Below are 12,544 nucleotides of genomic sequence, written 5' to 3' on the forward strand. Positions count from 1 at the left end.
CCGGTGACGGGAGGGCCGGCGGGGTGACCGGCGCGTGGTGCACCGGGGGGCCCGCGTCCCTCGGGAGGTGGTCGGCGAGGAAGCCGTACGCGCGCTTCAGGTCGGGGTCCGTCAGCGAGCGCCACCACTGGTCCACCCCGTACCAGCCCGGCGCCGCCAGGGCTCCCCCGTGCCGCCGTACGGACAGCCCCGCGGCGAGGACGGCGAACCGCAGCCGTTCCTCCAGCGGCCAGCCGCCCAGGGAAGCGGCGACGAACGAGGCGCCGAAGACGTCTCCCGCGCCGGTCGCGTCGAGCACGTCCACGGGCAGGGCCGGGACGTCCGCGTACTCACCGGTGATCTGGTCGACGGCGACCGCGCCGTCCCCGCCGCGGGTGACCACGGCCACCGGCACCAGTTCGGAGAGCGTCCCGAGGGCCGCCACCGCGCTGTCGGTGCGGGTGTAGGCCATCGCCTCGCCCTCGTTGGGGAGGAAGGCGTGGCACAGCGCCAGCTGGTCGAGGAGGTCGGTGGACCACTGCTGGGTGGGGTCCCAGCCGACGTCCGCGTAGATCCGCGTGCCGTTCGCGGCGGCCTTGGCGAGCCAGGCGCGCGGTTCGGCCTCCAGGTGGACGAGGGCCGTGCGCGCCTCGGGCGGGTCGCCCATGAGCACGTCCTGGGAGTACGGCGGCTCCTGGCCGTGGGTGACCAGGGCGCGGTCGGTGCCGGTGGCGAGGGCGACGGTGACGGGGGTGTGCCAGCCGTCCGCGATCCGCGAGAGCGAGAGGTCGACGCCTTCCTGACCTGCGAGGACCTCATGGCAGTAGGCGCCGTAGAAGTCGTCGCCGAAGACCGTGGCCAGGGCGGTCCTGAGGCCGAAACGGGACGCGGCGACCGCCAGGTTGGCGATGCCGCCGGGGCCGCAGCCCATGCCGGCCGTCCAGATCTCCTCGCCGGGCGTCGGCGGCTTCCCGAGCCCGGTGAGGACGAGGTCGTAGAAGAGCAGCCCGGTCAGGAGCACGTCGGGCCTGTCGTCGTCCACGCGATGAGCCTCTCGTCAAAACTCGTCAATTTCGATGACGGGAATCGTGCGCTGCTCCGCGAGATTGGTCAATACCCGAGCAGAACTGAGCATGGATTTGATTGAAGATGACGAGTAGTGTTCACGCCGTGCTGGCAGAACGACGACACCAACTCATCCTGCGGGCCCTGCGCTCCGGCGGCCCCGCGTCCGTGACCGATCTCTCCGAGCAGCTGGCTGTGAGCCCTGCCACGATCAGGCGCGACCTGGTCAAACTCGAGGAGGACGGGCTGCTCACCCGGGTGCACGGCGGCGCCGTCGTGGAGGAGGGCGACCAGCCCTTCGCCGAGGTCGCCGAGGTGCGCGTGGCCGAGAAGGACGCCATAGCCGAGCGCGCCGCCGCCATGGTCGCCGACGGACAGACGGTGCTGCTGGACATCGGCACCACCGCCTTCCGGCTCGCCCGGCACCTGCACGGCCGCCGCCTCACGGTGATCACCAGCAATCTGGTGGTCTACGAGGAGCTCGCCGACGACGAGGGCATCGAACTGGTGCTGCTCGGCGGCATGCTCCGCCGCGAGTACCGCTCGCTGGTCGGCTTCCTCACCGAGGACAACCTGCGCCAGCTCCACGCCGACTGGCTCTTCCTCGGCACCAGTGGAGTGCGCCCGGGTGGGCAGGTGATGGACACGACGGTTGTCGAGGTGCCCGTCAAGCGAGCCATGATCAAGGCCAGCGACCGGGTCGTCCTGCTCGCCGACACCGCCAAGTTCCCGGGGACGGGCATGGCCAGGGTCTGCGGTCCCGAGGAGCTGGACGTGGTGGTCACGAACGCCCCGGCCGACCCGGCGACCCGCTCCTCCCTGGAGGAGGCGGGCGTCGAGGTGGTCGAGACAGGAAAGGTGCAAGAGTGAAGCTGACGATTCTGGGCGGCGGCGGGTTCCGCGTGCCGCTCGTGTACGGCGCCCTCCTGGGCGACCGCGGCGAGGGCAGGGTCACCGAGGTCGTGCTGCACGACCTGGACGCCGGCCGGCTGTCCGCGGTGACCCGGGTCCTCGCCGAGCAGGCGGCCCGCGTCGAGGACGCCCCCCGGGTGAGTGCCACGACCGACCTGGACGAGGCCCTGCGCGGCACCGACTTCGTGTTCTCGGCGATCCGCGTCGGCGGCCTGGAGGGCCGTGCCGACGACGAGCGGGTGGCCCTCGCGGAAGGCGTCCTCGGTCAGGAGACGGTCGGCGCGGGCGGCATCGCCTACGGCCTGCGCACGGTCCCCGTGGCCGTCGACATCGCCCGGCGGGTGGCCCGCCTCGCCCCCGACGCCTGGGTCATCAACTTCACCAACCCCGCGGGCCTGGTCACCGAGGCCATGTCCCGCCACCTCGGTGACCGCGTCATCGGCATCTGCGACTCCCCGGTCGGCCTCGGCCGCCGCATCGCGCGCGTGCTCGGCGCCGACCCGGGCGAGGCCTGGATCGACTACGTCGGCCTCAACCACCTGGGCTGGGTCCGCGGCCTGAAGATCGCCGGCCGCGACGAGCTGCCCCGGCTGCTCGCCGACCCCGATCTGCTCGGCTCCTTCGAGGAGGGCAAGCTCTTCGGCGTCGACTGGCTCCGGTCGCTTGGCGCGATCCCCAACGAGTACCTGCACTACTACTACTTCAACCGCGAGGCCGTCCGCGCCTACCAGCAGGCCGAGAAGACCCGCGGCGCCTTCCTCGCCGACCAGCAGGCGCGGTTCTACGACGAGGTCGGCGCCCCCGGCGTCAAGGCGCTGGACGTCTGGGACCGCACGCGCGCCGAGCGCGAGGCCACCTACATGTCCGAGAACCGGGAGACGGCCGGCGCCGGCGAGCGCGACGCCGACGACCTCTCCGGCGGCTACGAGAAGGTCGCCCTCGCCCTGATGCGGGCCATCGCGCGCGACGAGCGCACGACCCTGATCCTCAACGTCCGCAACCAGGGCACGCTCTCCGTGCTCGACCGGGACGCCGTCATCGAGGTGCCCTGCCTGGTCGATGCCAACGGCGCCCACCCGGTCTCGGTCGCCCCGCTCCCGGACCACGCCACCGGCCTGGTGTGCTCGGTCAAGGCGGTCGAGCGGGAGGTGCTGGCCGCCGCCGAGTCCGCCTCGCGCGCGACCGCCGTGAAGGCCTTCGCGCTGCACCCGCTGGTCGACTCCGTCAATGTCGCCCGCAAGCTGGTCGAGGGCTACACCTCGGTCCACCCGGGGCTCGCGTACCTTAAGTAGCGTCTGTTGTTGGAAAGCGCTTTCCCCTCGCTTCCCGGCCGTACCAGCTAGCCCTCTCCCTCCCTGGAGACCTTTCATGCACGACGAACGCCGCCGCATCGAGGAGCGCGTCCAGCGCGCCCACGACCAGCGCATCAAGCCCGCGATCCACGCGGCCACCGTCCCCTTCGAGGTCGAGGCCTGGCAGGCGCCGGGCGAGCCGGTCTCCTTCGAGGAGGCCGCGGCCGCCCGCTACACCCCCTTCGCGATGGACACCCCGTGGGGCCCGCCCTGGGGCACCACCTGGTTCCGGATGCGCGGCCAGGTGCCCGCCGAGTGGGCCGGACGGCGCGTCGAGGCCGTCATCGACCTCGGTTTCATCGGCGACTGGCCCGGCAACCAGGCCGAGGCCCTGGTCCACCTGCCCGACGGCCGCCCCCTGAAGGCCGTCAACCCCCTCAACCAGTACGTCCCCGTCGCCAACCCGGCGACCGGCGGCGAGCGGATCGACTACCTGGTCGAGGCCGCCTCCAACCCGGACATCCTCAAGGACAACTTCTCCAGGGTCACGCCGATGGGCGACAAGCTCACGGCCGGCTCCGCGCCCCTCTACACCTTCCAGCGCGCCGACCTCGCGATCCTCGACGAGGAGGTCTTCCACCTCGACCTGGACCTCCAGGTGCTGCGCGAGCTCATGGTCCACCTCCCCGAGCACGAGCCCCGCCGCCACGAGATCCTGCACGCCCTGGACCGGGCCATGGACGCCCTCGACCTGGACGACGTCGCCGGCAGCGCGGCCGCCGTCCGCGAGGTGCTCGCGCCCGTGCTGGCCAAGCCCGCGCACGCGAGCGCCCACACCATCTCCGGGGTCGGCCACGCGCACATCGACTCCGCGTGGCTGTGGCCCATCCGCGAGACCAAGCGCAAGACGTCCCGCACCTTCTCCAACGTCACCGCGCTCGCCGACGAGTACGACGACTTCGTCTTCGCCTGCTCCCAGGCCCAGCAGTACGAGTGGGTGCGCGACAACTACCCGCACGTGTGGGCCCGCATCCAGGAGTCGGTGAAGAAGGGCCAGTGGGCCCCGGTCGGCGGCATGTGGGTCGAGGCCGACGGCAACCTGCCCGGCGGCGAGGCCATCGCCCGACAGCTCATCCACGGCAAGCAGTTCTTCATCGAGCACTTCGGCGTCGAGACCAAGGGCGTCTGGCTGCCGGACTCCTTCGGCTACACCGCCGCCTACCCGCAGCTCGCCAAGCTGGCCGGCAACGACTGGTTCCTCACCCAGAAGATCTCCTGGAACCAGACCAACAAGTTCCCCCACCACACCTTCTGGTGGGAGGGCATCGACGGCACGCGCATCTTCACCCACTTCCCGCCCGTCGACACCTACAACGCCCGCTTCAGCGGCGAGGAGATGGACCGCGCGGTCCGCAACTACTCGGAGAAGGGCGGCGGGCAGCGCTCCCTCGCCCCCTTCGGCTGGGGCGACGGCGGTGGCGGCCCCACCCGCGAGATCATGGAGCGGGCCCGGCGCCTGGCGAACCTGGAGGGCTCCCCGAAGGTCGTCATCGAGCACCCCGACGACTTCTTCGCCCAGGCCCGCGCCGAGTACCCGGACGCCCCCGTCTGGGTCGGCGAGCTGTACCTGGAGCTGCACCGCGCCACCTACACCTCGCAGGCCCGCACCAAGCAGGGCAACCGCCGCTCCGAGCACAAGCTGCGCGAGGCCGAGCTGTGGGCGACCACGGCCGCGCTGCACGCGCCGGGCTACGCCTACCCGTACGAGAAGCTGGACCGGCTGTGGAAGACGGTCCTGCTCCACCAGTTCCACGACATCCTGCCCGGCTCCTCGATCGCCTGGGTGCACCGCGAGGCCGAGGCCGAGTACGCCCGGGTCGCCGAGGAGCTGGAGGCGCTGACCGCCGAGGCGGTGGCCGCGCTGGGCGCCGGTGACACCCGGGTCTTCAACACCAGCCCGTTCGACCGTGCCGAGGTCGTCCGCACCGGCGACGGCGCGACGGCCTACGTCCGGGTGCCCGCGAACGGCAGCGCGCCGCTGACGGGCGCGGAGCCCACCCGCTCCGTGCGGGCCGGGGACCGGGTCCTCGACAACGGCCTGGTGCGCGTGGAGGTGGCCGAGGACGGCACGCTGTCGTCCGTGTACGACCTGCGGGCCGGGCGCGAAGTCCTCGGCGACAAGGGCAACCTGCTCCGCCTGCACACCGACCTCCCGAACTACTGGGACGCCTGGGACATCGACAAGCACTACAACAACCGCTACACGGACCTCCTGGAGCCCACGACGGTCGAGCTCGTCTCGGACGACCCGCTGCTCGGCGCGATCCGTGTGACCCGCGCCTTCGGCAAGGGCTCGACGATCACCCAGACCATCACCCTGCGCGCCGACAACCCCCGCATCGACTTCGAGACCGACATCGACTGGCACGAGGCCGAGAAGATCCTCAAGGCCGCCTTCCCGGTCGACGTCCGGGCCGCGCACTCCTCCGCGGAGATCCAGTTCGGCCACGTCCAGCGGCCCACCCACACCAACACCAGCTGGGAGGCGGCCCGCTTCGAGGTCTCGGGCCACCGCTGGGTGCACGTCGGCGAACCCGGCTACGGCGTCGCGGTCCTCAACGACTCCACCTACGGCCACGACGTCTCCCGCACGGTCCGTGAGGACGGCGGTACGACCACCACGGTCCGGCTCAGCCTGGTCCGCGCCCCGCGCATCCCGGACCCGGAGGCCGACCAGGGCAGGCACCGCTTCACCTACTCGCTGCTGCCCGGCGCGAGCATCGAGGACACGGTCGCCGAGGGCTACTCCCTCAACCTCCCGCTCCGGGTGGCGGACGCGGCCGGGGCCCCCGAACCGGTCGTCTCGGTCGACGGCCGGGGCGTGACCGTCGAGGCGGTCAAGCTCGCCGACGACAACTCCGGCGACGTCGTGGTCCGGCTCTACGAGTCCGGCGGCGGCCGCGCCCAGGGCGTCCTGCGTACCGGCTTCCCGCTGGCCGGCGCCCAGGTCACCGACCTGCTGGAGCGCCCGCTGGAGGACGCCGCCGTGGAGGAGGGGGGCGTGCCGGTCGCGCTGCGTCCCTTCCAGGTGCTGACGCTCCGCCTGCGAAGGGGCTGACGTATGGCCGTGCAACCCTGGTTCACCGACGCCAAGTTGGGGATCTTCGTGCACTGGGGCATCTACGCCGTGGACGGCGTCCCGGAGTCCTGGTCGTTCTACGACGGCACGGTTTCGCACGAGCAGTACATGTCCCAGCTGGAGCGCTTCACCGGCGCCCGGTACGACCCGCGTGCCTGGGCGGACCTGTTCGCCCGGGCGGGCGCGAGGTACGCGGTGCTGACGAGCCGTCACCACGACGGTGTGGCGCTGTGGGACACGGAGTTCGGTGACCTCGGCCTCGGCAGGGACTACGTCGGTCCCTACGCCGAGGCACTGCGGGAGAAGGGCCTCAAGGTCGGCCTCTACTACTCGCACTCCGACTGGAACCACCCCGACTACGCCTCCACGCGCAAGCCGGGCCGCCCGCCGGAGCTGGAGGACAACCGCTACTCCGAGGCCGCCGCCGAGGACGAGGACCTGGCGGCCTGGGAGCGGTACATCGCCTACCGGGACGGCCAGGTCCGGGAGCTGGCCTCCCGTTACCGGCCCGACCTGCTGTGGTTCGACGGCGAGTGGGAACGCAGCGAGGAGCAGTGGCGGATCCCCGAACTCGCCGCGCTCGTGCGGTCGTACGTGCCGGACGTCGTCTTCAACGCGCGCATGCTCTCCGAGGGCGACTACGCCACCCCCGAACAGGGCGCTCCCATCGAACCGCCCGCCGGGCCCTGGGAGTTGTGCCTGACGGTCAACGACTCGTGGGGCTACCAGCACCATGACCACAACCACAAGTCGCTCGCCCAGCTGATCCGCTACTTCACCGAGACCATCGGCGGGGGCGGCAATCTGCTGCTCGACGTCGGCCCGCGGGAGGACGGCACCATCCCCGAGCCGCAGGCCGAGCGGCTGGAGGGGCTGGGGGAGTGGATCCGCAAGCACGCCGAGGCCGTGTACGGGACGGTGCGCGGGCTGCCCGCCGGGCACCACTACGGTCCCAGCACGCTCTCCGCGGACGGCCGGACCCTCTACCTGGTCCTCTTCGACGCCCCGCGCGCCGAGATCGGGCTGCGCGGGCTGGTCACCCCGGTCCGTCGGGTCACCGTCCTCGGCACCGGTACCGGGCTCGGCCACCGGAAGACGGGCGGACTCCACGACGCCGTGGGCACCGTGTGGATCGACCCGCCCGCCGGGTCCGACCTCGACCCGTACGCCACGGTCCTCGCGGTCGAGCTGGACGGGGAGCTGGAGCTGTACCGCGGGTCGGGCCGGTCCTGACCCGGGATGGTGCCCGCCGGCCCCTCGGTCGGCGGGCACCGCTCGCTCAGCCGGTGAAACCGGCCGTGATCGAGGTGAACTGCCAGTTGCTCTGGCTGATGCCGGAGCAGTTGCTGACGACTCCGCCGCCCGGGCACGGCCGGTCGCGGTTGACCGACCAGAACGCGAGCCGGGCGAGGTGACGGGAGTTCGCCCAGTCCCGGATCTGGGTCCAGATCGTCGGGGTCGTGTTCTCCTGCTGGTCGGAGAGCCCGTTCATGCCGGAGATGCCGATGTGCGCGTACGCGGTGGCGTCGTCCCAGCCGAAGGTGGACTTCAGCTTGGCCTTCAGCCCCTCGGTGGCGTTCACGGTGTTGCCGTACATGTCGGAGCCGCCGCCGAAGTCGAACGGCATGATGGTGAACACGTCGATGTTCGCGCCGATCGACTGCGCCTGCTCGATGAGCCGGTTGCCGTAGTAGGTCGGCCCGGTGGTCGAGGTACCGAAGGTGACGATGGTCTTCAGACCGGGGTTGTTGGCCTTCACCGTCTTCAGCGCGGTCAGGATCCTCGCCTGCACGGCCTCGTTCTCGAACTCGTCGGTGTTCTCGATGTCCATGTCGATCGCCTTGAGCGAGTAGGCGTCGATCACCTTCTGGAGGGCGGCCGCGAGCGCGCTCGCCGAGGAGCAGTTGGCGCCGAGCTTGCTGCCCTGCCAGCCGCCGAACGACGGCACGATGTCACCGCCGGCGGCGCGGATCTGGTTGATGGCAGTCTGGTCGACGCCGCCGGTCAGCGGCCGGGTGCTGTCCCAGGCGGGGTTGCAGCCGCCGGAGTCCAGCATGAAGGCCATCGTGAACCACTTGATCCCGGTCGCGCTCATCACCGTGCTCGGGCTCGGCGGATCGCCCCAGCCCTCGTACAGGTACGGCGCGGCCTGCTTGAAGCCGGTGCCGCCCCCGCCGCCCGCGTCGGTCGTCACGCTCACGGAGTTGGACGCCCCGGAGCGGTTGCCGGCCGCGTCACGCGCCCGCACGGTGAAGGTGTACGAGGTGCTGGGCGAGAGCCCGCTGACGGTGGCGGACGTACCGGAGACGCTGAGGACGCTGGTGGAGCCGCTGTAGATGTCGTAGGCCGTGACGCCCACGTCGTCCGTCGAGGCGTTCCACTTCAGCGACACGCTCGACGACGTCCTGCCCGTGGAGGTCAGCCCGGTCGGGGCGCTCGGCGCCTGGGTGTCGGAGCCCCCGCCTCCGCCGGGCCCGTCGAGGCTGATGTCGTCGGCGTAGTAGCTGCCCTGGGCGTACCAGCCGTGCACGTAGACGGTGGCGCTGGTCTGCGCGGCACCGGTGGTGAAGGAGACGGACAGCTGGCTGTACGCCGACGGGGAGGTCGTCCAGGTGGAGGCGCCGCCGTTCACGCCGAGGTACACATAGGACCCGCGCACCCAGCCGCTGAGGCTGTAGGTGGTGTTCGGCTGGACGGCGACGGTCTGGCTGCACTGCGCGTTGTCGCTCGAACTCACCGCGCCCTGAAGGGACTTGGAGCCCCCGTGGACGGGCGAGGAGACGACCGAACCAAGGTTGCCGGTGCAGGTCCAGGGTGACAGGCTCCCCGACTCGAAGCCGGGGTTCGCCAGGACGTCGGCGGCCTGAGCGGTCTGGGGAAGGGCGATGGCTCCGGCGAGCGCGAGGGCGGCGGAGCCGAGGAGGGCGAGGACTCGGGAACGTCTGAGTGGGTTGCGCACGCGATCTCCCTGAAGAAATGGGGGTGTTCGGGAGTGCAGAGGTGTGCTGGGGGTGCGCAACCCAAGTTGGTATGGACCAATCCGGCTGTCAAGGAGAACGGCGAGATTGGTCCATACCGGTTGTGGCTAGAGCGGCAGTGCCTGGGCCGCCTCCACCGAGGGCGAAGGCGCGGGCACGGACGGCAGCAGCGGCTCGACCTCCTCGACCCGCTGGTGCGGCACCGACACCGGGCGAAGCGGCCTCGGCCCCGACACCACCGTGTAGTCCTGGCCGAGGAACGGCGGCTCGATCACCCCGGGGTCCTCGCCCAGCGCCAGCTGCACGGCCGCCCACGGCACGTTGACCCCGCAGAGCGAGAGCTGGTGCAGCCCGCCCGCCGGGCGGGTGTTGACGTCCATCAGCACGGGCCGGTCACCGAACATCCGGAACTGGATGTTGGACAGGTAGTGCAGCCCGAACCCCTCGGCGATCAGCCGCGCCGGCTCCAGCCACTGCTCGTGCTGCGTGAACCCGCGACGACGGCCGTTCTTCGTGCGGCCGATCGCCAGCCGTACCCGGTTGTCGGGCCCGGTGAGCGTGTCCACGGACACCTCCGGCTGCTCCAGACGCGGCATGACCAGCCAGTCCACCTGCTCGTCGGACTGCGCGAGCGCCTCGGCGACCGTGTCGAGCGACACGTACGGGCTGGGGAAGCCGTTGAGCTGCGCGAGCGAGAAGGGGGCACGCGTGATGATCCGGAAGCCCACCCCGCCCGCGCCGGAGGCGGGCTTGAAGCAGGCCTTGTGACCGTCGGCCTCCAGGGCCTCCACGGCCGTGACCAGTTCGTCCGCGGTCCGCACCCGCCACCACGGCGGCACCGGCACGCCGACCGCCTGGACCGCCTCGTAGGCGATCACCTTGTCGTGGAAGACGGCGACGGCCTCCGGCGGCGGCGCGAGCAGCGCCGTACCCGCCGCCGCGAACTCGGCGCGGTGGGCGACGATCGCCGCCTGGTGCAGCCGGGGCACGAACACGTCGATGCCCCGCTTGCGGCACTGGTCGAGCGCGAACTCGACGTAACCGGCGGGCGACAGCCCCTCCGGCTCCAGCTCGGCGGTGTCGGCGGCGGCCAGCACGGGCGAGTCGGCGTCACCGTGCGTCGCATGGATCTCGACGGCTCTGTCGCTGGGATTTCGCCGCAACTGATCCATGAAGAACACGTTCTCCGCGTACGTGCGGTTGAGCCAGACGCGTACGCGAGAGTGCATTCAGGCCGCCTTTCGGGGTTTTCGGGCAGGGCGAAGCGGGCCCGTGCCCGGGCAGGGTGATTGGAGGGACACCAAACCGCCCCTTGCGAAGGGAAGTTTCTGCGGTGGTGTTGGGGCGATCATACGGCTTTCAAGGGGCCACGCGTGCAACACCCGTGTTACGGATTTTCCGATCATGAAGGGCCGCCGCCCCGGACCACTCTTGTACCGGGAAAACAAATGTGTTCTCGTGGTCCCACTCGGGTGCTCGGAGGGGGCGGAAGTGACGTCGACGGCCGGTGGCGCGGCACAGCTTCTGGCCGTGAGCGACCTGCACATCGGATACCCCGAGAACCGCTCCCTCGTCGAGCGGATGCGTCCCGGGACCGACGACGACTGGCTCCTGGTGGCCGGTGACGTCGCCGAGACCGTCGAGGACGTGCACTGGGCCCTCAAGACCCTCGCCGGCCGCTTCCGCCAGGTGCTCTGGGCCCCCGGCAACCACGAACTGTGGACGCACCCCAAGGACACCGTCACCCTGCGCGGGGTCGCGCGCTACGAGCACCTCGTCGAGATGTGCCGGCAGCTCGGCGTGCTGACCCCCGAGGACCCCTACCCGGTCTGGGAGGGACCCGGCGGCCCCGTCGCCGTCGCCCCGCTGTTCCTGCTGTACGACTACTCCTTCCTGCCCGCCGGCTGCGCCACCAAGGAGCAGGGCCTGGAGTACGCGCACGGCACCGGAATCGTCTGCAACGACGAGTTCCTGCTGCACCCCGACCCGTACCCGTCCCGCGAGGACTGGTGCCGGGCCCGGGTCGCCCTGACCGAGCGCAGGCTCGCCGGCCTCCCCGAGGACCTGCCCACCGTGCTGGTCAACCACTACCCGCTGGACCGCCACCCGACGGACGTCCTGTGGTACCCCGAGTTCGCGATGTGGTGCGGCACCACCCTGACCGCCGACTGGCACCGCAGGTTCCGCGTGCGGACCATGGTCTACGGCCATCTGCACATCCCCCGGACCACCTGGCACGAGGGAGTCCGTTTCGAGGAGGTCTCGGTGGGCTATCCGCGGGAGTGGCGCAAGCGGCCGGAGCCGCCGGGACGGCTGCGCCGGATCCTGCCCGGGGAGGTCGGCGCGCCGTGATCGAGGAGCTCCTGCCGGACTCGGTGGTGGCCGTGGAGGTGCACGGACACGACGAGCCGGAGAACGCCACGCTGTACCCCGAGGAGGCCGCGCTCGTCGCGCCGGCCGTCGCCAAGCGCCGCCGTGAGTTCACCGTCGTGCGGGCCTGCGCCCGCCGGGCCATGGAGAAGCTCGGCGTGCCGCCGCAGCCGGTGCTGCCCGGGGAACGGGGCGCCCCGCGGTGGCCGGCCGGGCTGACCGGAAGCATGACCCACTGCGACGGCTACTGCGCCGCCGCCCTGGTCCGCGCCGCCGACCTCGCCTCCCTCGGGATCGACGCCGAACCCCACGGACCGCTCCCGGAGGGCGTGCTGGAGAGCGTCTCGCTGCCGCGGGAGCGAGTCAGGCTGCGGGAACTCACGAAGGCCCACCCCGCGGTCCACTGGGACCGGCTGCTGTTCAGCGCCAAGGAGTCCGTCTACAAGGCGTGGTTCCCCCTCACCGGCAAGTGGCTGGACTTCTCCGAGGCCGACATCGACATCCGCGTCGACCCCGGGCAGCCCTCCAGCGGCACTCTGCGCGCCGAACTCCTCGTCCCCGGCCCGCTGGTGGGCGGAGAGCGGCGCGGGGTCCTGGACGGCCGCTGGACGGTCCGCGACGGCCTGGTCGCGACCTCCGTGACGGTGCCGCACGCCCCCGCGCACGGCACCGCCCCGCGCCCCCTCTAGGGCGTGTTGCGAAAGTCCCGCCTGCCTCGCGACGCCATGCACGCGCCCCCATCCTCGAACCTGCTGCGCAGGGCTCGGACGGGGGGACCCCCTTCGCCGCACCGGGCGAAAGCCCAAGTA

Annotated in this window: 9 protein-coding genes; 6 read left to right on the plus strand and 3 right to left on the minus strand. The window is 71.5% G+C overall.

All coding sequences use genetic code 11. The features are described from left to right. Nucleotides 1-1,021 (minus strand): carbohydrate kinase family protein (locus EHS43_RS23460; RefSeq protein WP_148104082.1); only part of this gene is annotated, 1,021 nt, incomplete at its 3' end. Nucleotides 1,022-1,149: 128 nt separating this feature from the next. Between EHS43_RS23460 and EHS43_RS23465 the strand changes: the two genes are divergently transcribed. From EHS43_RS23465 to EHS43_RS23480, 4 genes are all read left to right on the plus strand, one after another. Further along, on the plus strand, nt 1,150-1,914 hold the full coding sequence (locus EHS43_RS23465) for a DeoR/GlpR family DNA-binding transcription regulator (RefSeq protein WP_125192745.1): 765 nt from the start codon (nt 1,150-1,152) through the stop codon (nt 1,912-1,914). After that, entirely contained in the window at nt 1,911-3,248 is a 1,338-nt protein-coding gene (locus tag EHS43_RS23470; protein ID WP_125192746.1) for a 6-phospho-beta-glucosidase, read from the plus strand. The genes EHS43_RS23465 and EHS43_RS23470 overlap by 4 nt, the downstream gene beginning before the upstream one ends. Before the next feature lie 76 nt (nt 3,249-3,324). Next, on the plus strand, nt 3,325-6,366 hold the full coding sequence (locus EHS43_RS23475; protein WP_125192747.1) for a glycoside hydrolase family 38 C-terminal domain-containing protein: 3,042 nt from the start codon (nt 3,325-3,327) through the stop codon (nt 6,364-6,366). 3 nt (nt 6,367-6,369) lie between these two features. After that, nucleotides 6,370-7,620, plus strand: a complete 1,251-nt coding sequence (locus tag EHS43_RS23480; protein WP_125192748.1) for an alpha-L-fucosidase — start codon at nt 6,370-6,372, stop codon at nt 7,618-7,620. Between the two features lie 46 nt (nt 7,621-7,666). On the opposite strand, the gene EHS43_RS23485 is transcribed toward EHS43_RS23480, so the two are convergent. Further along, nucleotides 7,667-9,346 carry a carbohydrate binding domain-containing protein gene (locus EHS43_RS23485; protein WP_125192749.1) on the minus strand — a complete coding sequence of 560 codons (1,680 nt, stop codon included), beginning with the start codon at nt 9,344-9,346 and terminating at the stop codon, nt 7,667-7,669. 126 nt (nt 9,347-9,472) lie between these two features. Next, nucleotides 9,473-10,594, minus strand: a complete 1,122-nt coding sequence (locus EHS43_RS23490; protein ID WP_125192750.1) for an ATP-grasp domain-containing protein — start codon at nt 10,592-10,594, stop codon at nt 9,473-9,475. A 262-nt stretch (nt 10,595-10,856) separates the two neighbouring features. Here EHS43_RS23490 and EHS43_RS23495 point away from each other — a divergent pair, with 262 nt between their 5' ends. Both EHS43_RS23495 and EHS43_RS23500 read left to right on the plus strand, forming a co-directional pair. Beyond that, nucleotides 10,857-11,717, plus strand: coding sequence for a metallophosphoesterase (locus tag EHS43_RS23495; RefSeq protein ID WP_125192751.1), 861 nt, complete (start codon nt 10,857-10,859; stop codon nt 11,715-11,717). Continuing rightward, nucleotides 11,714-12,424, plus strand: coding sequence for a 4'-phosphopantetheinyl transferase (locus EHS43_RS23500; RefSeq protein WP_125192752.1), 711 nt, complete (start codon nt 11,714-11,716; stop codon nt 12,422-12,424). The genes EHS43_RS23495 and EHS43_RS23500 overlap by 4 nt, the downstream gene beginning before the upstream one ends. The last annotated feature ends 120 nt before the right edge of the window (nt 12,425-12,544 follow it).

The organism is Streptomyces sp. RP5T, assembly GCF_003933965.1.
Taxonomy (GTDB): domain Bacteria; phylum Actinomycetota; class Actinomycetes; order Streptomycetales; family Streptomycetaceae; genus Streptomyces.